At 53.0% G+C, this 23,347-nt stretch carries 17 protein-coding genes; 9 read left to right on the forward strand and 8 right to left on the reverse strand.

The genetic code is table 11. The features are described 5' to 3' along the window. Nucleotides 1–283: 283 nt before the first annotated feature. Entirely contained in the window at nt 284–406 is a 123-nt protein-coding gene (locus RBB76_RS17035; protein WP_429634726.1) for a hypothetical protein, read from the reverse strand. Between the two features lie 931 nt (nt 407–1,337). Between RBB76_RS17035 and RBB76_RS17040 the strand changes: the two genes are divergently transcribed. Both RBB76_RS17040 and RBB76_RS17045 read left to right on the forward strand, forming a co-directional pair. Then, nucleotides 1,338–1,613, forward strand: coding sequence for a hypothetical protein (locus tag RBB76_RS17040; RefSeq protein WP_429634727.1), 276 nt, complete (start codon nt 1,338–1,340; stop codon nt 1,611–1,613). A 948-nt stretch (nt 1,614–2,561) separates the two neighbouring features. Continuing rightward, nucleotides 2,562–3,140: a hypothetical protein gene (locus tag RBB76_RS17045; RefSeq protein WP_429634728.1), complete on the forward strand. Its 579-nt coding sequence runs from the start codon at nt 2,562–2,564 to the stop codon at nt 3,138–3,140. An 830-nt stretch (nt 3,141–3,970) separates the two neighbouring features. On the opposite strand, the gene RBB76_RS17050 is transcribed toward RBB76_RS17045, so the two are convergent. Continuing rightward, nucleotides 3,971–7,384 (reverse strand): glycosyl hydrolase family 28-related protein, encoded by a 3,414-nt coding sequence (locus tag RBB76_RS17050; RefSeq protein ID WP_429634729.1) that lies wholly within the window; start codon nt 7,382–7,384, stop codon nt 3,971–3,973. A 757-nt stretch (nt 7,385–8,141) separates the two neighbouring features. On the opposite strand from RBB76_RS17050, the gene RBB76_RS17055 reads away from it, so the two are divergent. Further along, nucleotides 8,142–9,713, forward strand: a complete 1,572-nt coding sequence (locus RBB76_RS17055) for an ArnT family glycosyltransferase (protein WP_429634730.1) — start codon at nt 8,142–8,144, stop codon at nt 9,711–9,713. Between the two features lie 378 nt (nt 9,714–10,091). On the opposite strand, the gene RBB76_RS17060 is transcribed toward RBB76_RS17055, so the two are convergent. Further along, the gene (locus RBB76_RS17060) at nt 10,092–11,030 is read right to left on the reverse strand and encodes a tyrosine-type recombinase/integrase (RefSeq protein WP_429634731.1); all 939 of its coding nucleotides are present in this window, start codon (nt 11,028–11,030) and stop codon (nt 10,092–10,094) included. 29 nt (nt 11,031–11,059) lie between these two features. Next, the gene (locus RBB76_RS17065; protein ID WP_429634732.1) at nt 11,060–12,307 is read right to left on the reverse strand and encodes a site-specific integrase; all 1,248 of its coding nucleotides are present in this window, start codon (nt 12,305–12,307) and stop codon (nt 11,060–11,062) included. Between the two features lie 557 nt (nt 12,308–12,864). Between RBB76_RS17065 and RBB76_RS17070 the strand changes: the two genes are divergently transcribed. The 6 genes from RBB76_RS17070 to RBB76_RS17095 all read left to right on the forward strand — a co-directional run bounded on the left by RBB76_RS17070 (nt 12,865) and on the right by RBB76_RS17095 (nt 20,183). After that, nucleotides 12,865–14,199, forward strand: a complete 1,335-nt coding sequence (locus RBB76_RS17070; RefSeq protein ID WP_429634733.1) for an NAD(P)/FAD-dependent oxidoreductase — start codon at nt 12,865–12,867, stop codon at nt 14,197–14,199. A gap of 342 nt (nt 14,200–14,541) precedes the next feature. Next, complete coding sequence (locus RBB76_RS17075; protein ID WP_429634734.1) at nt 14,542–15,549, forward strand: hypothetical protein; 1,008 nt, start codon at nt 14,542–14,544, stop codon at nt 15,547–15,549. A 59-nt stretch (nt 15,550–15,608) separates the two neighbouring features. Next, entirely contained in the window at nt 15,609–15,953 is a 345-nt protein-coding gene (locus RBB76_RS17080) for a hypothetical protein (RefSeq protein ID WP_429634735.1), read from the forward strand. A gap of 193 nt (nt 15,954–16,146) precedes the next feature. Beyond that, nucleotides 16,147–16,392 carry a hypothetical protein gene (locus tag RBB76_RS17085; protein WP_429634736.1) on the forward strand — a complete coding sequence of 82 codons (246 nt, stop codon included), beginning with the start codon at nt 16,147–16,149 and terminating at the stop codon, nt 16,390–16,392. Nucleotides 16,393–17,156: 764 nt separating this feature from the next. After that, entirely contained in the window at nt 17,157–17,489 is a 333-nt protein-coding gene (locus tag RBB76_RS17090; protein ID WP_429634737.1) for a PadR family transcriptional regulator, read from the forward strand. Between the two features lie 9 nt (nt 17,490–17,498). Next, nucleotides 17,499–20,183, forward strand: a complete 2,685-nt coding sequence (locus RBB76_RS17095) for an ADOP family duplicated permease (RefSeq protein ID WP_433963448.1) — start codon at nt 17,499–17,501, stop codon at nt 20,181–20,183. 355 nt (nt 20,184–20,538) lie between these two features. Here the strand turns inward: RBB76_RS17095 and RBB76_RS17100 are convergent, their stop codons facing one another. The 4 genes from RBB76_RS17100 to RBB76_RS17115 form a co-directional block, all read right to left on the reverse strand. After that, nucleotides 20,539–20,850: a hypothetical protein gene (locus RBB76_RS17100; protein WP_429634833.1), complete on the reverse strand. Its 312-nt coding sequence runs from the start codon at nt 20,848–20,850 to the stop codon at nt 20,539–20,541. Beyond that, nucleotides 20,832–21,101 (reverse strand): hypothetical protein, encoded by a 270-nt coding sequence (locus RBB76_RS17105; RefSeq protein WP_429634834.1) that lies wholly within the window; start codon nt 21,099–21,101, stop codon nt 20,832–20,834. The genes RBB76_RS17100 and RBB76_RS17105 overlap by 19 nt, the downstream gene beginning before the upstream one ends. A 385-nt stretch (nt 21,102–21,486) precedes the next feature. Then, the gene (locus RBB76_RS17110) at nt 21,487–21,747 is read right to left on the reverse strand and encodes a transposase (RefSeq protein ID WP_429634835.1); all 261 of its coding nucleotides are present in this window, start codon (nt 21,745–21,747) and stop codon (nt 21,487–21,489) included. A gap of 3 nt (nt 21,748–21,750) precedes the next feature. Further along, complete coding sequence (locus tag RBB76_RS17115; protein ID WP_429634836.1) at nt 21,751–23,004, reverse strand: ATP-grasp domain-containing protein; 1,254 nt, start codon at nt 23,002–23,004, stop codon at nt 21,751–21,753. Between the last annotated feature and the right edge of the window lie 343 nt (nt 23,005–23,347).

Genomic DNA, 23,347 nt, shown 5'->3' on the forward strand with positions numbered 1-23,347 from the left:
CTGAGGTGAGTTGAGTGGGGGCTTTACGCCTATCCCGCCGAAAGGTGAGATGAGAAGGTCTCGTCAGAGACGCGAGAGACTATGCGCGTGAGGACTCATTCGCTCGATCCGCAGCTAAGTCATTGTGTGCACCTCCGCCAAGGAAGCAACCGGTTGCGACGCAGACGGCGAGCGCTATGGCGACGCAGACGGCAACGAGCGAAGACCAGCAGCCCGCGAGCAAGATGGGTAAGTTCGGAAAATGCGCTGGCCAAATTGCGCGCGTTTCGTCGCAAGAAGTCTGCTAGGCCAGCGCCGGAGACAGCGGCTCCGGCCAGTTACCGTGAGTCAGTTTGACGAATGCAACGTAGGGGGTCTTAATGAACCTCAGCATGATTGCAGGCCCAGGCGTCATAAATTCCGTCATTTCTATCGACGCGATAATTTTGAACGAAGGTTCTACGAAGGACATCGGGAAATACCCAGAGGTCAAACGGTTGTTGAGAGTGTGGCACTAACCAAACATCATCTTTGCAATGTTCCATCTGATGGAGAACGTTGACTGGAAACGGCAATAGCATGGTTTCAAAGCGGCCGGTATTGCCTTCGAGAGTGTATGGCTGACCTTTGTAGATAAGCGCGTAACGGGGACTTGTTCTGTAGTCGCCGTCAACGGATCCGTAGCCCATTTGAATGGACGAACGTTCCTGGTAATAGGTGAGATAGCGGTCGATCGACTGCCGTGCGAGAGCTACTCTGGGCGAGATCGACCTATAGGTCTTTCGTCGACCGTTCCGATTGTTATCGGAGATGCACTTGATTGGGTGCTGTCGTCTTCAAAGAAGATCATTTCTCTGTTCGTGACGACCGCTCCAACGTTTGCATATTCGCGATGCAGCTTCAACCCTTGTTTCGAGTTGAAGTCGATCGCCGCTTTGACTTGTTCCAATTCACTTGATGAATGTTCCTCTGGTAGACATGCCATACACTTTGCGATCGGTAGCGTAGCGAGGCGGTCACATGGTCGCATGGGACGTTGGGGACGTCGTTTCATCTAACCGCGGCGGGTGGTTGCAGTGAGAATTGCGAGGGTGGGCCTGGCGAATGTAACTGACTGCGATAGATGAGGCGTGCCACATCTATCGCAGCAATCTTTCGTAGATCTGTAGATGCGTTTCCACGCACGCCTGCAGATTTGAGGATGCAGTAGGGCCAGAAATCCAACTACAAATGACCCTGAGCTCGTGAAGAGGCGACGCGGCGGTAGATGACCTAATTTAGCCAGCTAGGAAAAGGCAGCGCACCAAACCCGCATAGATACAAATAGACGACGCATGCACCGAAGGCCAGGATTTCTGATGTCCCGCAATGTCAGCAAGCATGTTTTTCATCGCATTCTCCGCATCCAGTTGACGAATCCCCTAAACACCGGACCGGCAAAGATAATCACCAAAATAGCCAGCAATACGATTGTCCAAAATCCGGCAGCAGTGTCGAGCCACGATACCTCTGTCGGGCTTGCTGCAATGTCGGGCTGCATAGCTAATATTGTATCAGCTCTATTCTTCCCGCTAGTCGCGTTGATGAGGGCGAATGATAGATCTGACCAGTTGCACATCGTAGAAGCGAAATGACGGGTCCCGCCTTTCCTCTTCTCAACCCACAGATTGTGGACTGCTCCTCGGACTTGCTGAGCTGCTTATGCAGATCTCTATTTGGGCAAGAAGCATTGGTTAATCGAGCATGACTCGTCCCTTGTATAGATCGTCTGTGCGAGACGATATCTGTTCCCCTTAGGGAGAACAGATATTTGGCCGCGGCTCCGATAGTGAAAGATCGTTTCCACCTGCTATCGGCAGTCTGCGATGTCTTAGGGCTGCTCACGGCTTGTGGTTACGTGATGTTCCGTAGGCGATACCACAGAAAACTCAGCGATCCTCTCTGAGGGCACGAGATCTATACGCGTTGGTGACCAGGGATTGCGGCTTCGGCTTACTCCTTAATTCTGAATCTCCCTCATATATTGGTGAAAGTCTTCCTCGTCACAGAACCGACACAACAGATAGACATACAGAATTTGATCCTTCAAGAGGGTTCTCCACAGTATTTGCATTCCGCGTTAGGACAGCCTTTGAAATCCCCAGCCATCTTAAGAAAGATCTACCATGGCAGACGGACGATCGGCGGATTTCTCGATTGCGCAGGAGGAGGTACTTACTTGTATTTTTCGAAGCATCTCCGTGAGAGCTTTTTGGAGACGATCTGGCTTCGCTATCTTCATCTGGAAGCGTCGATCGAAAGCATTCCGCTCGTTCCGGTCTTCTTTATTGCAGCGAACCTTTGTGCCATCCAGCTGATGCGGGGGACGAGCTCGGTCTTCTCTCTCGCTGTTTTTTCTACATTTTTGTTGCCACTCATGGAATCCGATCAAAAATCCCTGTGGATTATTGTAGTAGCCGAGCACGCAATCTTCATAGTGGTCTGTAGAGGAACGCGTTCACTCGCAAACCCGATTCCTCTGGACATACATACTTGATGCACAAGGGCGAAGAGGAGGAGAATACCCTTGAGGGATCAGATCTATGTCCGGTAACGAAGAGAGACCCGAACAACCGCCAGCTATTCCACTTCCTGAACTTCCCGGGAAACTGCGCTTGTTTCTCGATGGGGTGCTTGTTCTGAGCGTCCAACTTGCGAATCAAAAATGGGGAGCTCTCGTCCCGCGGTGGATCGTCGTTCTGGGATTTGTGTTGGGATGCGTGCCGCTTGGCTACGACGTGATCCGTCTAGATAGATTCATTCAAGCCAAGGGAAAGATTTCTGAAGCGTTTAGAGATCACAAATTCTCTTTTGTTTTCGTCGCGTTGCTTGTGTTAGTAATCTGCCTTGGCGGGTTTGGAATTTGCAGTACCGGCGTTCAGCTTACTTCTGTTCCGATTAAACCTTCACTACTTGGCCCGTCTAGCGCACCCAATACGCCGGGACTGTCTCCCGTTTCTATCGCACCAACGGTGATAGCCAAACCGGTTGGCTCCAAGGTCACCGTATCACCTACCGTGCAATCGCCACAGACGATGCGCCCAAAGGAAGTTGAAAAGACTCCTCCACCGCCAACTCCTGAATCAACGCCACGAATTGCTCAGCCTCCACCGCAGATGTGAAGGCAGCGCCTGTGCCCAAGGTCCCAGCTCTCAAGCGACTTACAGCCAATTTGGCGTTCCAAAGCCCCCTCCCAAATGTCACAGGATCTGATAGTTACTCCAATAGCAGCTATTCTCAGAACTCCCCCAGCGGAGTATTCAAGCGATCCGAAGATTCGCGAACAGCAAGCACGGGATTAAAAAATGAGATATATATCTGGGAAAATTACGCAGGGGGCTAATCCCGGTCTAACACTTTCATTTCATATCTACCCCATTTCAAAATCCTACGTTCTTAATTCGTTGTGATCGACCTTGCCTCGGCGAAAGAGTGCTGTTCGAGAAAGATGGATCTTGAGGATTTAATGGTAGTCAAAATCCATTTTTTTCAAACGGTGATCCAAACGTCCAAATATTCGATTCAGGGGATTTGCGCCTACTTACGTCTGATGTGACGGTTTCAGTAAGCGTTTACGTTTAGTGAGGAAGAGATGGAAAGCGAATATCACGAAGGCCCGGAAGCTCTAGAGCCTTTCGAAAAGGGGATGACGAAGCTATTTCAAGCACCCAAACCAAGGGTGAAGAAAACGACGAAACAGGCCACTAAAACTCGAAAAGCTTCAACTGCTGACTGCGATTCGAAGAAGTAGCAGTAACGGCACGAACGGTTGAGGGCATTACTCGAAAGGGCGGTCTTTGTCGGAGAAGAAAACTATCGCGTGTTGCAGTTGCGGATTTGGGGGCAGGTCAAATAGAAGTGCAGCCAACACAGAGAATCACGGGACTAAGGTTCTGCCTTCGGTCTTAGGTTGGTTACTGCCGATGACCATTGAGCGGGAGCTGAAACGAGACTAGTGCGCGGTGAAATTCCAGTTTGAAGGGATTTCATCTCCATCGAGGCCTATTCTCAAGCACCCGTTGCCATCCATTGAGGAACTTAATAGACCGTTCGTCGCTCGATTCTTCAGTCGAAAAGTTCCATCTCCGAAATTCTGGATGAGCCATCGCTGATTGTAAGCCGATGTGGGCGGCTGAAGCGTAACGGTTGATCCTCCCTGCGCAAGCGCGAGGGCTTCGTCCATGGAAGCTGACAGAAGTTGAAAGTCACCGTCTCCAGCAGGGGTCATTATCCATTGCGTCGCTGCACCAGAAAGACCTGTTGACGTAACGCACTGATCGGAAGATGCGGAAAGATTCGCGTCTCCGCTCTTTATAGAGTAGTACAGTCCCGTCGATGCGGCCTCCGGCATTATGTGTAGCGCTGATAGAGTGTTTTGGACAAGAACGCGGGCCAGGCGAATACGATGGGCCCCAGAGACAACAGGTTTTCTTTCAATTGGATACTCAACACGAGACTGTGCGAACATGCTACGCAGCCATTGGACGTCCGGACTATCCTGCTCGGGAATGTGTCCTCCTCCCAAGTTGTAGTAAGAGTCCAGGAGGTTATTTACGACCAGATTTCCCGTAGACTCGGGGAGATATGTCTGAGTGGATCCTGTTAAACCTAGATTGAGAAGATTTGTGTGACTCTGCCCCGGATCGGTCAAGAATCCTCCTTGAAACTGGAGCCCAATCAGCGATATGTTCCCATCGAAATTCCCTATATCAAAAGGTTGTGCACTATTCGTATAGACCGTCCCTGACTGCTCTGTTACAGTCCCGCTTCCCGAGAGAATAAAATTAAAGGGACCAGTTCCGCCTGCATCATGCCAGTTATCTTGAACCATATACTTGCCATTTGAAGTAACACTGAACGAAGTTGCTCCGGCCATGCTCTGCAGAGAACCCGTGTAGTGGTTTGTTACTCCAAGGGTTCCTTCCTTTTTGACGCGGAAAGGACCTCCAGTAACATTTACGCCAGTGATCGAGCCTAATGTATAAGTCGAGAACAGCTCGGCGGTAGCATGTTCTACACCATCAAAATTAACGCTATAAGCGTTGCCCGACTGCAATTCAGCTTCGTCTAGAATAATTTGAGTGCTTGGCTGGTCAGCGATCGAAAGGACAATGCCATCATCGTTATGAGTCCCGGACACACCCAAGTACTTCACCGCTGCGTTAGAAGTATCAATTCTCAGCACAGGCCCGCTAAGGCTACTGTCCCCCTGCAAAAGGGTGCCATAGGCATCATCTCCAATGAGTTGAATTGTACTCTCGGGTGGGATGGTGATGGTTTGCATCACTTGATAATGGCCAGCTGGTACATGCACCACAGGGCTGGATATGCCACTGGCAACTGCCTGATCGATGGCGGTTTGTATAGCCGCGCCCGTGAAAGATTCTACCTCAAATATGGTTCGTTTAAGGTTGGGTGGTACATAAACGTTATCAGGAATTGAGACGTCCGGGATACTACTAGGCATCGTAATAGTGTCATCATAGGCATCAATCCTCCCTTGCCATATCGACCCTCCATCAGTCAGAGGTCCGGGATTTGGGGTATAGATGTTCCCGAAGGAAAACAGATCCTTTAAGGCTGTCAAGTCCCAATTACCGAGGACAGCCGAAACTGAACTATCTGTCATACGGACGACGTTATCGATCAGCATAAGCGGTCCGAGATCACCAAGGAAAAAGGGCGAGGTCTTAGGGTCTAAAATTGTATTGTTTTGGATCGTAATAGTGGCGTTATTAGCTCCGAATTGATATGCCGTGAAGAAGGATTGCGATGAAACGGATGTATTATGCCTAGCTGTAAAATAGCTCGTATTAATAATGCTCATGTCCGATATCTGAGATTCCTTGAAGAAGCTATTTGACACAATAAAGCTACCCGCCCCCAGCGTGTTTGACACCGCCGTTCCACAATTTAGAAAAAGAGAATCGTTTACGAAAATATTTAGAGTATTGAAAGTCTCGACGGAGAGCCCGATGCTTGAAATGTGATCGAAAAACACTCTCTCGACAGTAGTCTCAGCATCAACTCCAAGTTCTATGCCGAGCTTGACTCCCTTGATATGCTGATCAGACAATTCGATAAAGGTAGAGTAGTACCCCCCAGGAGAAGTGAGAGTACTCAAATTCTCGGCAGTCGTCGCCGCACCTTCACCATCGAAGCTCAGCCTTGAGATGCGAAAATAGCTCGACCCGTCAGTCTGAAGCATTGTCCCACCAGTACCTCCTTTCCATGTCAGCTGAGTTGTAGAGGGATCCTCGCCGATGAGGCTAAAGTATGCTTTGTGCGTAATAGTCAAAGGACGACTTATGACATAAATCCCCGATGGGAACCAGAGTACGGGTGATGCATTTGAACCGTTAAGATCGTCTAGCGCTCGCTGTATCGCATTCGTGTCATCCGTTTTCCCATCACCCGCAGCCCCGTAGGCGGTCTTTATATTTGTCCAGCTCGAAAATGGCCCAACAAACTCGTCGCTAGCTTCCATGAAATAGCTTGGAGTGTTAAGAGAGCTGGGGGCACAGGTAACGCTCACAGATTTGGAGAGCGGAGGGTAAGACGCGGACACAACAGCTGTTCCGGCACTGATGCAAGAAAGAAGACCATTCGCCGAAACTGTCAGGATGGTAGAGGTCGAACTCCAAACTGCTAGATCGGTGACGTCCATACTCGTTCCGCTCTGAAGCATAGCACTCGCAGATAATTGAGTCGGTGAACCTACTCGAACTGATGCCGTCGGTGGTGAAATGTTCAACCCGAGGAGCGGATCGGCACATTGAACCTCTGCGATAGCAGACGAGGTCGGTCCGTCTAGTGCAACTGTGATCTGTGTCGATCCCGAAGCAATGCAAGTCAATAAGCCATCAGAACTGACCTGCGCGACGGAGGTCGACGTCGTGCTCCAGACCGCCGACGAGCTAACATCGGTGGTCGTTCCGTCGCCGTAGTGGAGAGTGGCATCCAATTTTGTTGTCTGGCCGACGAGTTGAGGTGAACGAATGCCACTCAAAATGAGCTGCGCGGTGGAGCAGTTGAGAGCTGAAGACGTAGTTACGCCGTTGATGGTAACGATAATCCTAGTGCTACCTGCTGCCGCGCAGCTCAACAAGCCCCGTGAACTGACACTGGCGATGGAGGATGCTGCCGTGCTCCAAGCTGCGGATGAAGTGACATCCGCACTGGTCCCGTCGCTGTAACTGAGAGTTGCGTGCAATTGGACGGTCTGCCCAAGAAACAACTGCGGAGGTTGTGGTTCAATGGACAATTGATTCGTTGTCGATTGGGTGATGCCTGCGCCGCACCCCAATTCAAGTAGAAGTCCTAAGGAACAACACCATACAGCGAATACTCCGCGAATTCGATACATGTCGAGCCTCGTTAAGGAGGCATATCGACCTGATCAATCTCCAAAGAGCCTTGTGCCTCAAATTGAGGCACAAGGCATAACGATCTGCTGTTCGAACCTTCCGTTTAACGGAGCAGCCTCAATAACGGCATGCAATTTGGCGGGCTGTCAGTAGGCCAACTTTCTGACGTAGACCGATCACAGCCAAATATTTGGCCCGCTCCGATGGAACTTGGAGGAGAATTCCGTTTCTATTCATTTCGGGATGGGCATCTACTCCGATCTTCGACAAGAGGAATAAAAGTCTCCTTGGATCTCACGATTTAGGATCCTCATTCCTGAAGTGCAACAAATTGGGGAGTTTCAGAATCAGGAAGTGCAATCAGCTAGATTTGACCCAATGACGGCGCTATCTTGACGAAGCCTCTATGTCACCGCCCGATCTGACCAGATTTCCGTCAGTTACTGCCTCTTTTCGAAGTATCTTTCCAAGCATCCCGACCGCTCGAGCTTTCCCCTGCGGGGATTCCCGGAGTGGTTGAACCCAATGAACAACTTCTGGCTTTGGCGCTGGCAATCCGGGCTTGACCCGGGAGCAACTCAAGCCTAAATCGGCGTTCAATTTTGATTCGGGTGACGCGACCAATCTTAAGGTGGTTGTACTTACTTCGCTCCTTGCCAACGAGGTGGATGGCGTTTGCAGGCTCGTTGGATGTGCGGGCGCCAAACGCAGTTTGTACTGCCATCCTGCCTAGGAGTGGCAGAATATAATGCTCCCATGCGGGAGACAGGAACTACGGCGCAGACTGCGTGCACGGAGAAGAACCACCTGGGTCTGCCGGCAGCAGCAGTAGGGTGGGGCTGCCGCCTCTGCGATGTTCTGGAACGCCGTGAGGTTTTAAGTATCGCTCTAATATTGGCGATTATTTTTGCCACCGCGTTTGCAATCGGTTCGCACCGGCCGATGTGGTTTGATGAAGTTTTGACGATCCTAATAGCGACACGGCCGAACATCACTTCTTTGATGGCGGCGATGCCAGCAGACGGTAGCCCACCTCTGCTGCACTTGACTGTCAGGGCTCTAACTGGCGTGCTGGGGCCGACGCAGCTAGCCGCTCGACTGCCTTCGATGGTCGGCTTTACGGGGGCGTGTCTAGCACTTTATCTGTTTGTGCGTCATCGTTGCGGTGTGGCGGTAGGGTTTCTTGCGCTTGCGATTATGGTGAGCGAGCCTGGCTGGTGGTACGCGTTTGAATCGCGCCCGTATGCGCTGATGCTGGGTTTTATGATGCTGACAATTGTGAGTTGGCAGAGAGCTGCCGAACGGCAGAATGGTCGAGGGCTGGCACTGTTTGGGATGGTGGTCGGAATTGCAGGAGCTACGCTGAGTCATCAACTTGGCCTCCTGGAGATTGCGTTTGTTATTTTTATTGCGGAGGGGTGGAGGTGGAGTGAGACGAAGAAACCGGATTTGCCATTGTGTGCTACGTTTCTGATTGCTCTTCCGCTTCTGACTATCACAATCCCATTGATGCGGCACACGCGGGACCAGGTATTAGAGGTCGCGATTGCAGCGCGGCCGGCATACACGCTGCTTACGCCGTTTCACTGGATTGGTGTTGCCCGGAAGTCGTTTCGCGCAATCTTCGGGCTTTCTACTCTGTTGCTCGGCGTGCCGCTTGGGGTTGTTGTATTACGGAAGCTTAGGGGCAAACATGTGCGGGAGCCTGGTTTGATGGTTATGCGGGGATACGAGATGGCTGCTGGTATAGCTCTAGCGGCTCTGTTGCCACTTACATTATGCGTGATGATGCCGGTCAACAACTACTATGAGTGCAGGTACGCCATAGCCGCAATGGCGGGAATTGGAATTCTTGGGGGCTTCGGGTATGGCACTACCTTTCCGGATCGACGGGATCTTATCGGTGCCTCTATTGGCCTTTGTGCGTTGCTGTTTGTTTGGAATGTAGTCAATGACGTTAGGAGTAGGGATCGTGCGGTTCCGGTGTTGTCGGAGAGCGTGTTAGGGGTCGATTCGGATATCCCGATTATGACGGACAGCTGCTTTTTGTTTTATCCGATGTGGTGGTATGCCTCGGAGCCGGAGCGCACCCGGCTGCACTACATGTTCAATCTCGCGGATCCGATGGAGGTTGCCGAGAAGTCGGCATTGCTGGAACGTGGACGTTTTCCGATGCAAGTCGAACCGGAGCAGAGCTTTTTGGCGCGCTATCCGCGTTTTATTGGGTATCAGCCTTCAGCGGGACTGTGGGAGCGACTGAATGCGATGGGATACAGGCGTGAGCACCTTGGCACTCCGGACGGTGCGTTCTGGCTATTCGAGAGGTAAGTACTCCAGTAGACTCAACGGTCTGCCGTTGCCATCATTGAGGAACAGGATTTGCAGATAGGTCCACCATGATAGAGGATCAGCTCGTCACCGCGGAGCGCTTACCGAGATCGCAGACAACAGCTGATTCGGGTGCGCATTTCTTCTCTTGACCTAAACTGAGGTTTGTCGGGTTCGGGGTCTATGTTTCTGCCAGCTCTTTGGCCTGCCCGTTTCTTCAGGGAGGGCGCTCACGAAAGCTGGAAGCGGCGATCCCTTTTTCTGATCGAAGAGCCGCTACGTCTAGCGGTTGACGATCGCAGCCAATGGAATCCTTGACACCGATGCACTACTCCATGCAACGGGTTTCGTTGGAGTTGTCATTCTAGTGCGCTGGCCTCATAGGCCTGCGAGAAACGTCATCAAGACTTTATCCTCTCGCCACCGTTTCTCCCCGCGCACGGGGCTGAGCTTATTCAATTCTCTTCGAAACCGCTCTGGTGTCATAAGTAGATATTTTTGGGTGGATCCCAGTCCGGAATGTCCCATATAAACCGCCAGGGCAGGCAGCATTCGGTTTAGGTCGGCGCCGTTTCGAATCCAGGATGTGATCCGGTGAACGGCAAAGGTTGGCCTGAGGTCTTGCATAGTGGGTTGGTTCTTAGATCCGTTAGAACGGGTAATGCAGGCGATCTTGCGAAGTTTCTGGAAATTGATGATGAGAGATGTCGTCACAAGAGCATAGCCATCATTCTTGATGAACATGAGGTCGCAGTGAATCTGAAGTGTAGATCTCCAGGCTACATATGTTCGGATGGCATCAAGCAAATCTTTGCAGATGGGAATTTGACGCGACCGATCTGACCGACTGTTATGGATTGTGAGTATTCCTCTTTTCAAGTCCATATCGCCGCATCTGAGGGCAAGCGCTTCTCCTACAGTAACGCCCGTACCGTAGAGAAGAAGTATCAGTGCCCGGAAGGTCTGTGGGGAGATCAAGCACCTCTGTTGCTTTTGGCTGTTAGGGGTCGCCTGCAAAAGAGAGCGGATGTGCTCCCGACTGTAAATGTGAGGAACAAATGTTTGACGAGCCGCCGGCCTAGGCGTCGGCATGAGCAATACCGGCATGAGCTCACGGAGAGTCCAGAATTCAAAGAAGTACATAAGCAGGCGGTATTTCCGGCGCCAGCTAAACGTCACGGAGGGCTGGCCGTCTAAAAACCTAAGTATATCTTCGGTCGTTACTTCACTCAGCGGCACATCACCCAGCAGCCTCAGAAGCGTTGTGAGTGTTGACTCCTCGGTTTGATATTTGAGACCGACCGCTCGCTTTTGCATGACGTATTGTTCAATTGCTTCTGACAGTCTCACTGCAAGCCCCCCAAGTTAAATGCGACCACTTGCTTAAGAGAACGGACGTCGAGCTTCGCGTAGATACCTACCGATTTGATATTGCGATGACCCAGAAAATCTGCAATCTCGATCAAGGAAGACCCTTGGTGCAACAGCTGGGTCGCGCAAGCGTGTCGAAGCGAGTGAGTTCCATAACGAGCCAACTTGATCCCCAGGGTCTTCATTCGGAATCCTACAACCTTAGCTAAAACCGTTTGGTTCATCACCCGATACGGCGGCTTGAGGGTCACGAAGAGATGTCGGCTTGCACACGATGGGCGACCGTGCCGCAGGTATCGTAGTATCGCTCTACCGACCTCGAACACAATAGGGAATTCCTGGGCCTTCCCGCCTTTAGCTCTATGGACTGAGAAGGTCTCGTTGACCCAGTCAAAGTCATCGATCGTAAGGCCCCTAATCTCTATGCCTCGTAATCCGTAAATCGAACAGAGAAATAGTATCGCTGTCGTTCTCAAGTCCGCTGCGGTTTCGTTTGCTGCGGAGCTAAGCAGTCGTCTGACCTCGCTCCAGCGTGGTCCCTTTGGTAGTTCGTTGCTTCGGGGGATTCGAGGACTCTTGATACCGCGTACCATCCTTGCTTCGCTGAAGCCATTTTTGGCTGTGTATTGGAAGAACGTGCGCAAAGATTGGCAATGTGCAGCCATCGATCGCGGCTGCAACCCAGCTCTACGCTTGCCTTCCAGATACTCGTCAACAAGGTTGAGGGAAACGTTCGAGATGTCATCATGGCGCTCTCCCGCCCAGGCAAGAAATTGCAATATTTTCTTCCGATGATTGTCGATTGAATCGGGCGACATCGGTCGCGTGATCGTAATGTAGTGCATGAAGCCGGCAAAAACCGTATCGAAGGGCTTAACAGGTGTAGCCGGGGAAACGAGCAGGTTGTGAAATCGGAGCCAATTTTCGGCAGTGTTCCTAAATGTGTAAGCAGTTGAGGCTCCCACTACCCTTGTTTGATGGGATTGAATATATGCAACCCAACCCTGAGTGGCGACTTCAAGTTCGGCCGTGTGCACATTGCGCAAGGCGTTTAAGCCCAGCAAACGATTGATATGTAGCAAGCGACTTGCAACCACGCGGACGTGCGTCTCACTCGTGCCCTGCTTGAGCAGATGTGACAAATATTGTTCCCGCTCCCGCCGCAACGGGGCTTCAAGCTGGCGCGAACGTACAAATTCTTTCGCACAGATGTTTGCTTTCATTTTGCCTCCTCTCAAAGGGATACTAAGGCCTTCGTGTCGGGATCTTGCTCAGGGCCTGATCTAAATGAAGTGATCCAAGAGTTCTTTGACGTCGTTCGTGGATCTTTGTCTGAGCAAGAGCATTTCGACGAGCTTAACCATTAGATAGAACAAGTGGCTTCTCACGATAACTCCATTCGCTCCGATGCAAGGCGAATCTTCGAGTAACCATCAAAGTAAAGAATGTTGCCATCAGTATGGGGAGGCCTGCCATTAGAAGGCTCACGAAGTAGATAATGGCCATCCGCATTGAACTTAGCCGCGTGGAAGCGACCTAAGGGTGCTAACCCCAAGCCGAGCGCCTGATCTCAGAATGTACGTATATTCCTGGAGCGGGCGGCACACTACTGCGGAACCGTGACCCCGGGGAGCAAGGCAACCGCCCAGGCACTTACAACCAGGGGAGCAAACGGTATCCCGTTAGCCTTCCAGCTGATAGCATCAGGGAAACTTTACCTGACCCTTGCCACGGTCACCTTGTTTCTCTCTATCGTTACCGAATCTACGGAGACCTTTGGATGTCGCGAGTCGTTGTTATCGGAGCCGGTGCCATGGGCCTGGCCGCCGCCTATCGAGCAGTCAAACTGGGCCATCAGGTAGACCTCATCGAGGCATCACCCGAACCCGGCGGTATGGCAGGCCACTTCGACTTCGACGGAATCTCCATCGAACGCTTCTATCACTTCGTCTGTCACAACGATCTCCCCACCTTCGCCCTCATGAAAGAACTCGGCATCGCCGACAAGATGATATGGCGCCCCACCACCATGGGCTTCTTCTCCGGCAACACGCTCCACCCCTGGGGAGACCCCATCTCTCTCTTTCGTCTCCCCGGTGTAAGCCTCATCGACAAGCTCCGCTACGGGCTCTTCGCCTTCGTCTGCACCCGTCGCAACCACTGGCCTGCCATCGAAAACGAGTCGGCCAAAAGCTGGATCATTCGCTGGTCCGGAGCCGCCAACTTCGACCGCTTCTGGAAGCCGCTCTTCGCGCACAAATTCTACGAATACGCCGACAACATCTCCGCAGCATGGATCTGGACCCGCATCCGTCGCGTCGGCCGCTCCCGCAAGAGCATCTTTCAGGAAGAGCTCGGATACATCGACGGCGGTTCCATCACACTCATCAACTCCCTCGTCGCAGCGATTCAATCCCTCGGCGGAAGAGTCCATCTCGGCAACCACGTCCAGCAAATCACCGTCGAGCAGGTCACAGGCCAGCAAAACCGCGTTACCGGCGTCCAGACCGCCAAAGGTCACTTTCCCGCCGACGCCGTCATCTGCACCGCACCGACTCCGCTTGTCTCCGCTATGATTCCCGAGCTTCCCAGCGAATGGAAGGATCGTTACAACGCCATCCACAACATCGGCGTCATCTGCGTCATCTTCAAACTCACTCGCTCCGTCACCCCGCACTTCTGGGTCAACGTCTCTGAGCCAGACATCGACATCCCCGGCATCATCGAGTTTTCGAACCTTCGCAAAGCCGGCGACCACAGCATCGTATACGTGCCGTTCTACATGCCAGTATCAAACCCCAAGTTCTCCGCGCCCGAAGAAGACCTGGTCGCCGAAGCCTTCGCGTGTCTCCAGCGCATCAACCCCAAACTCACAACCCAGGACATCGTCGCCACCAAAGTCGCTCGTCTCCGCCACGGCCAGCCCATCTGCGAGCCCGGCTTCCTCTCCAAGATCCCGCCCGTCCGGACTCCCATCGCTGGCCTCCAGATCGCCGACACCTGCTTTTACTATCCCGAAGACCGCGGTATCGCCGAAAGCGTTCGTGTCGGCGCAGCCATGGCCGAATCCATCACCAGCGGAAAACCAGTCCACACCGCACCCGCCGTCGTTTGACAACCTCAGCTCAGGTTCATTTTCTTCGGCTTGCTGACAACATTTCGATACTCGCCAAATAAGTTCCATGGGCGAACAAAATAGCATGCCCATCGTTACGAGCCAAATGGCACGGAGGATTTTTTGGCCTCGAAAGCCAACCTACGCGGCCTTGACCACCCTTTGGCCGCGCTTATAGGTCACTGGGACAGGACGGTCCGAATAGAAACCAGTTATGCACTTAGAATGTATGTAAGCCAGCACTCCAAAATGAATCTCAGAGACAAAGATAACGATTGTTGGATATGTAGCTTTTAAGTGCGAGCTGGACCCGAATTCGTCCGCATAGATTGAGGCCGGAACATGCAGATTAGTGAATTGAGGAAAGAGAGGGTATTTGTCAGCATTTTCCTGTTTCTTGTGTGCTTGGTCATGGCGCGGGCAGTACATGCAGGCTGGTTTGAAACAGCAACCAACACTCGTCTCCATCCTCCACCCGTAGGAACTCCTTACACTCCACTCTTTGATAGACCGTCCCATCTACCCGATGCCTACCGTGTACTGATGCCTGCATTGGGAAGATTCGTAATGAAGACTTTTCACATCCCTGATGCGCCAGCGGTTGCAGCATTGTTCGACTTCATCAACGGATTCGGCGCATGCTATTTGTTTTATCGCGTCACTGTCGATGCTTTGTCTGAGACCCGTTTGGCAGCAGCACTTTTTTTGGCAATGATCCAGTTCGGACTCTACTATATCGTTCCGTGGCAAAGACCGGAGACTACGCCAAGTGCTCTATATTTAGCTATCTGCCTATTTTCGTTTACAAGACTCAGAACAAACTCGAATTGGGTTTTTCCGATCGTAACGGCAACTATCCTTCAAGATTTTATCCGAACGGACATCCCATTAGTTTTGGGAGTTTCCGTTATGGTCTTAGGAAGTTTACCTACTGCTCCAAAAACATTTGGTTCCCGGCGCCACATGCTATTATTGGGCTCAGCGCTCATTTGCCTAACTGTTTCCGCGCAGGCTTATCTCAGTTATGTGCGCTTCCCAAACCTGCATCGTTGGCCTGTGGACAACCAGATAGTTACATTAAAGACGAATCTGCTCAATGCTCATTCTCTTTCGTCCGGCCTGGTCGCCTTATTCCCCTTCGTTCTCTTCGCGATTTACATCGCGAGAACGCGACCCTCCTTAGATGCGAGCGACAGGCTTATCATGATCGCTTCGGGTTTATACTTGGTGGTGTGGTTATGTGCTGGTCACCTCTCGGAGATTCGAATCTTCGTCCCTTTTATGATCGCCTTGTCCAGCGTAATCGCCAAGGTGCTAGGTTCCGCCCAGACTGATGATGGCATCCACTGAGACGTTCTAACGACACGTCGCGACCCTCCTAGTGTCGGCGTGACATGTCGAGTATGCGAATGCCTGAAAAAACAGTAGTAGATAAAGCCGGAGAGACGGTTGGCGTAGGAATAGCGATGGCGTCAGACGTGGCAGGGGTCATCAAAACTGCAATTGGCGCTGCCGTGACCACAGTGACCGAGGTTCTAAAGTCGACCCCTGTCAAAAAGCCAGCAAAGAGAACTGCCCCGAAAAAGGCAGCCAAAAAGACATATCCGAAAAAGACCGCGAAGCAGGTCGTGACAACGAAGAAAGCGAAGAAGGCACCTGCAAAGAAGGTCGCTAAAAAGGCTGCCGCCCCGGCTAAGAAAGTTGCGAAAAAAACGGTAAAGAAGGTTGCAAAGAAGACGGGTCGACGGCGGTGACAACGGGGTACATCTCCTCACGGAACAGTCTCAGTCGCTCATCGATACGGACTTGATCCACGACATCCGCCATTGAAGCCCCAAGGGGTCATGCCGGCATAAGCGTTGAGTATCTCCATGCGCTCCGATCTAGGAACTGCGCCCTTGTACAATTCCCAATTGCGGCACAAGCTGCCCGTTGAGGTACTGCGTAATGGCGAAGAAGGAATCCGAGAAAAAGACACTCAAAGCGATTGATAAAGCCGTAAGGAAGGCCATCAAGAGTGGCATCAGCGGAGGGCTGGTAGACCAGACGGTCGCCACATCCATCCATGCGGCCACCATAAAGGCTGCAAGGAAAGCGGTTGCTCCGACGAAGGAAGACGTCAAAGCCGAAAGGCCCGCCTCCCCCAAGAAAGCTGCAAAGGCAGCGAAAAAAACGGAACAGGATGTGGACTGAAGATCTGATTCTGACCGGATAATCAGAACCTGCCAAACCGGGAATGTAATCAATCAATGTCTTGGTTTCCGAGCGTTGCTTCTGCAAGATATGAGCGACGTTCCCAACTGAAAGGCCTCTCCTCGGAGGGAGGAGTTTTACTCCTCCCTGTCTGCTGCCGCTGGCGCGTCTTCCGCCACCCACCACAGCGGCCTGTTCCTGCCGCAACGCGACCCTGAAATCCGGTGCGCTCCTGCGCACAAATGGAAACCAAACCTGCTGAGGTGAGTGTACCGGACATGCGTTACATTGTGGACTTGAGACATCCGTTACAAGCCCATTGCGGTGGCGATGGTTCGAGTTGAGGTGGGCACGAGAAGACATATATCCGGTCGTCGAGGCCGTGGGAATGTGGGAATCCCTAAGGGATTTCCAAAGAGTGTGGGAAGGGTGGGAAGCCGGCTTCATGGCTTTCCATGCTTTCCATACTCTGTCATTTCCATGGCCTGTTTTGCCCGGCGACCCAGATAAATAAGCTACGCCACCTGGCCCAATACACCGCACCCACCACGACCGCTTATCGTGATCGGTTATCAATGAGTGCATTGGTGATTTAGCATCAGTCAAACGGAAGCGCGACCTGGCGAAGGCAATCCGTGCCAGCTCATCGCTGGGTGAACCAGCCAGATGTGGACCCAATTCTGCAGTTCCATGGCTTCGCTACGATCCCTTGCGCTTCTACAGGAGATGAAATAGGATTCCTGTAGAAGTAAACAGGGTGGAACATGATGAACGAACGCATCGATCTTCCGCAGGGCACATTGGACCTGCTCATTTTGAGGACCTTGGCGCTGGGACCGCAGCATGGATGGGCGATCTCGGAGCGGGTACAACAGGTGTCGAGTGATGTGCTGCAGATCCAGCAGGGATCGTTGTATCCGGCGCTGCACCGCCTGGAGCGACGCGGCTGGATCAAGTCCCACTGGGGCACCTCCGACAACAACCGCAAGGCTAAGTTCTACGGACTTACCCCTGCTGGCAAGAAACAACTGGCTGTGGAAACAGAGAGCTGGCGGAAGCTGACCGTCGCAGTCACCCAGATTTTAGAGAGTGCATGAGGTAGCGCTATGCTGAATGATCTACGTTTTAGCTTTCGTGCCCTGTTCCGCCGCAATGTAATGGAAGCGGAGTTGGAGCAGGAAGTCCGCTTCCACTTCGAACAAGCGGTGGAGAAAAATCTCCGTGCCGGGATGAGCCGTGAGGAAGCGATGCGCCGCGCACGGCTGACGTTTGGCGGCCACGAGCAGGTGAAAGAAGACTGTCGACAAGCGCGCGGGACAGGTGCTCTCGAAAGCTTCTGGCAAGATATCCAGTACGGATTTCGCGTTCACCGCAAAAGTCCTGGCTTTTTTATCATTGCGGCATTGACGTTGGCTCTTGGCATTGGAGCTAGTACCGCCGTCTTTAGTGTAGTGAACACAATCCTCTTGAGATCGTCGCCCTACCCCAATGCCCAGCGGGTTGTGGTGCCATGGCGCGTGGCACCGATCGGGTCAGCTTGGAATACCGGCAACTTTCCTTGGGGAGACAGGGAGTTTGTACAGCTGAGCAAGACCAGCACTGCATTTCAAAACCTGGGTACGTTCAGAAAAGATAACTTCAATTTAACCGGATCGGCCAACCCCGAGTATCTGGAAGGCGTTCGTGCCTCTTCCGGACTTTTTGCCACGCTGGGTACGGCCCCGATCCTGGGACGCACCTTCACCGCGGAGGAAGACCGGCCCGGCCAGGCGCTGGTCGTCGTCCTCAGCCATCGTCTGTGGAAGTCTCGCTTTGGTGGCGACCCCAGCGTTGTCGGCAGCACGATCCACCTCAGTGGCCTTCCATACACGGTGATCGGAGTCATGCCTGCCGACTTCACCTTCCCCAACATGGCAGGGATGCCGGCAAGCATCGATCTGCCCAGGGAGACTCAGCTTTGGGTGCCGCTGGCACTTCCCGCAGTACCCCCCAGGGGACCGAGCGATCTCAGCATTATTGGAGAGCTAAAGCAAAACGTGAGCCTGGCACGGGCGCAGCAGGATTTGCATGCCTACGATCGCCGCTGGTTAGAATTAAATCCCACACTGAAAGGCTGGTCCTCGGACGCCGTTCCTTTGGCGAAACAAGCCGTGACAGACACCCGGCGGCCCCTGTTGCTGTTGTTCGGTGCGGTGTGTGTGGTGTTGTTGATTGCCTGTGCAAACGTTGCTGGACTGACACTCAACCGTTCACTCGGGCGGCAAAAAGAATTTACCCTGCGCGGAGCCCTGGGTGCGCGGCGTAGCCGGCTCGTCAGCCAACTGATGACGGAGAGCCTGCTGGTGGCGCTGACCGGAGGCATATTGGGAATTTTGCTCGCCGAAGGCAGCCTGTCTCTGGTGAGGCATCTGGGACCAGAGAGCATTCCACATCTTCACGAGATAGGTCTTGACCTGAGTGTCTTCGCGTTTGCGCTCGGCATCACGCTCCTTACAGGGGTTCTCTTTGGTTTAGCGCCAGCCTTTGGAGCTACGCGAATCAATCTGGTTGAGGCGTTGAAAGAAGGAGGCCAACGATCAGGGGGAAGCGTATCGGCGCCAAAGATTCGCAATGCGTTGCTTATCTCACAGGTCGCCCTAGCGCTGGTGCTGGTGGTTGCAGCCGGTTTGCTGGCTCGTACCTTCTATCACATGATCAACGCGAATAGCGGCTTCGATGCTACGCACGTTGTCACCTTCGAAATACCGCTGCCGGCCACGAAATATAGCGACACGGATCGGATGGCGCAGCTATATCAACAAGTGCAGCAGCGGCTCCAAGCGACCCCAGGGGTACAGTCTGTCGGCTTCGCTTCGGTTGTTCCCATGGCGGGTCCATCGGATTCCACGGAAATCCGCATCCCGGAGCACCCAAGCACGGATCCTGCGCAGAATCCCGTAGCAAATTACTTATTCGTTTCACCTGGCTACTTCCATTCCATCGGTGCGCCGTTACAGCGCGGGCGCGACATCAGCGATGCAGACAACCTCACCTCTGCACCGGTGACCATCATCAACAGTGCCATGGCAAAGAAATACTGGCCTGGAGAAGATCCTATCGGCAAACAGGTGGGGGTTGGGTCGACCAGGTATCCGGTACGGACGATCGTCGGCGTGGTCGCGGACATCAAGCAAGTGTCCGTGCGCGAAGTGCCGGCCCCAGCTATGTTTGTGCCCTATACCCAGAACGAGATCAGGACATGGCCTTCGATGCCGACCTTGCAATATGCAGTTCACACGAAGGTCGATCCAGACTCCATAGCCGGCAATATACGGGAGGCGGTCCATTCCGTTGATCCGGATTTGCCTCTTGCAAACTTCGCGACGCTCACCACGCTGGTAGATACGTCGCTCAGTGCCGACCGTTTCGCAACGCTTCTCCTGAGCGCCTTCGGCGTGCTGGCGCTCATCCTGTCTGCGATTGGCATGTATGGTGTCGTGTCTCACTCGGTGATGCAGCGCACACCGGAGATCGGTATTCGCATTGCGTTGGGGGCTCGACGGCATCAGATCCTTGTCATGATGCTCGGACAGGGTTGCCGCCTTGCCGGCGCAGGAATCGCGATTGGACTGATTGCTGCGTTGACGACTACTCAGCTGATGACGCGCTTCCTGTATGGGGTCCAGCCGACAGATCTAACGACGATTAGCTCGGTGTCGCTCCTTCTGCTGGCCGTCGCTCTACTGGCCTGCTATATTCCCGCCAGAAAGGCAATGAAAGTAGATCCCATGATCGCGCTGCGCTACGAATAAGGACCATTAGCGACTGGCGCGCCTGTCAGGGCACGAAGAATATTGCCGCTTGAACTTCAAATTGGTGCTTGAGGCGCCCCCCAACGTGGATGATCTGACCAGCGATCAGACCCGACAAGCTTGGTTATTGTCCGCGAATTGGCTGCCAGTCAAGTGGTGCCAACAGGCCAAAGCACGTTTCCACAGAGTCGGCACCTTCAACCCTGGAAACGCGCCTCGGTGATTTTGCATCAATCGAGAAAATGGCCGGTAACTTCCGGATCGCCGACGATCCAGGATGAAACCCAATTATCCTCTCCTGCAGTACTGGAACTGCGTGGTCTGAGGCGAAATCAGTCCGGTGGTCCAACTGCACCTAATGCCTGGCCTGCACAAATGTTGCCAGATCATTCAAGTCCTTACCCGCTCCATCCGGAACCGCCCCGAGCTCTTCTGCCGCAACATGTGCGCGATTCACCCAGAAGGTAGGATAGCCGAACCACTTTGCGCCCACCGCATCCCAGCCCCCAAACGCAGCAAAAGCGATCTCTTCTTTCCTCAACCCAAAGGCGCCCATCGCCATTCCGTAGGCCCGAGGATCAGGCTTGAACACTCTCACCCGATCAGTACTCAAGTGATCTTCAAAAATCCCCTCAAGGCCGGAGTTCTTCACAGCCTGATCCAGCATCGCTGCAGTAAAGTTCTCCCGGCTGTCCGTTGCGGTATTTCGTGAGCGTGAGGGATATACCAGCCATTGGCCTGGGTGCCTTTGCCGAAACACTGCTTGTGCTGTTCGCCATCGTCGATGAAGTCATGCTCGCCGGGAATATAAAAGTCCTCGTCCGCCTCCGCGCTCTTAATCACATGGGCCGTAGTATCAAACTCGGCTGCCTTCGAGTTCTGGGTAATATCGCCGGTATGGATCATGAAGTCCGGCACTTTTATCCAGGCCGGAACTACGTTACCTTTGTCGATCGCTTTGGGTGAGCGTCCCCAGCTACATTCGGGTTTGCTCCCTTGTTGAAGCCGATGTGACTGTCGCTAATCTGGACGAAGGGAAATCTTCCGACTTGGGGGCTTTTGGGCGCCACCCTTCATCGCCTGCGCCAATAGCTTCGAGGTGGGCACACCACCAGCCATTGACCAGAGTAGGTCGGTACCTGCCCACGCCATTCAACCAAGGCAGTTGCGTCTGTCGATGCCATCGCCGGGTTGTGCTGTGGCCTCATTTCAGTTCATTGCCTTATCTTCATCAAAAGCGATTCATATCAAGCTCCAGCTGGTTTTAATTACTTACACTACCCGAAACTGGAGTTCCCGGCTTTTATTCCCGAGCGCCTGGAATTTCACTGCGATTCGGTCTACGGTAGTGATGCTCAACAGCAACACATACCGGTCTTCTTTTCCGTGCCGCGCACCATCTCCGCCCAAACGCATACAAACGTACGGCAGCCTGGGCTGACTCAGCCAGCAGGTAACGTACCAGCGAACTGCCTTGCTTGGTGATGTGCCCCAGTCGCTGACGGTTGGCGCTGGAGTCTTCACACAGAATGAGACCCAGATAGCTCCCGATCTGCGTTTCCATAACTCAGACATATGTCCGTCGCACGGTGTCAGGAATGCTGACACCACAGATCCCGTGCAACAGGTTGCGGAATTCCCGGAACACCTTCTTCATCTGAACGGCCTTATAAGGGAAGATCGCTGGATCGTCCATGGCGTGAACAAGCATGGCACTCGCTACTTCGAAGATGACGAGGTCTCCATTGATGCTCTCCGCACAGTCCAGGCCGAAGTAGTCAAGGTGAATCTTCTGGTAGATGGCCGTCAAGGCGGCTTGATGACGTTGACGAAAGGTCTCATGGAAGTTATCCATAAGCTGCTCTTCTTCCGCGCGTCGCGCTACGCTCGGGATCATCTCCGCGTAGGGATAGTGAACCATCCAGTGATCGGAGATTCCCATATGGCAGATAAACGGTTGTCCGTGCAACATTGCAATCCGATACTTGCGAAATAAATGGTCCGCCGAACTGTAGTCGATAAATCGCGAGATAAAGAAGCTTGTTTCCGTTCGGTCTGCCAAATAGGGCAATAGCTCGGCGGCAGACTCGGCCTTGATGAGTCCCCGGCCCGCATGCGAATCGATTGGCCGGACGATAAGCGGAAACTCTTCTAATCCTGGTGCGGCATCGATTGGCACCTTACCATGGGCTATCTCCATAAGCATCGAACGATCTACGTGGTTCGTTCGCGGCATAACGATGTCAGGAATCGTGCTGAGAATCTCACACGCACGACTGCGCTCGAGCTTCAAGATCTCGCCAGGCCTGTTCAGGATGGGGCGCGGCCAGGAGGCCAGTTGGTGTTGAAGATACTCGAGGGCTGGACGATTTTCTTTCGATTCAGCGACAGCCACAAATAACAGATCGTGATCGGGATGCACTTCGAGAAGCGGTAGCCCCGGCTCGACATAGAGAAGCTCAACTCCAATATCGGAGTCTTCCAGTAAACACTCGATCGGAGCATTTGCGCTGAGATCACCAGGCGCCTTCAGCACCAGCACCCTCAGTGCAGGTTCCTCTAGTGAGGACGCGATACGAAAGTGCCTAGAGATTTTAAGGGCGTCGTTCTGGATCGTCATGGCGTGCTCACGATGTCGCAGCATTTCAAGTGCAAGTGACAGGTCCAGCAGCGTATCGGCGTTGCGGCGCTGCCTGACTTGCTCGATCCAATCGTTGGCCAGCGGCGTCAGGTCAGTTCCGGTAAATGCTGCCCTGAGGAGTGGAGCTAGGCCGATGATCGACCCAGTTCTATGCGGTAATGGCGATGGTGATGAGTTCAACTGCATCCCCTCATGTTGCTGTTTAAGATAGTCTTTGTAGAGAGATTTTCGACGATGACTCTCTAATGTTTTTTCCTACTTCTGCGAATAGACCGGCAATCTCACTCAGCGTGCACGTGGAGTGAGATTGCCTCGCGAACGTCCCTGTAGTCGCGGTGCCCGCCTCGAACGGCTATGGCTGCGACTGCACTCTGGAATGCGTACTCGGCTGCTTGATCTGAACTTCTGTCCGCAGCTCCACTCAAAACATCGAGATTTTTGCACCAGAGTCCCATATCCACCTCTCATCGCGTTCTCGTCAGAGCGGTTGCACCAGCTTCCGGAGGAATTTCCGGCTTCTTCC

Source organism: Tunturiibacter psychrotolerans, from assembly GCF_051013365.1.
Classification (GTDB): domain Bacteria; phylum Acidobacteriota; class Terriglobia; order Terriglobales; family Acidobacteriaceae; genus Edaphobacter; species Edaphobacter psychrotolerans_A.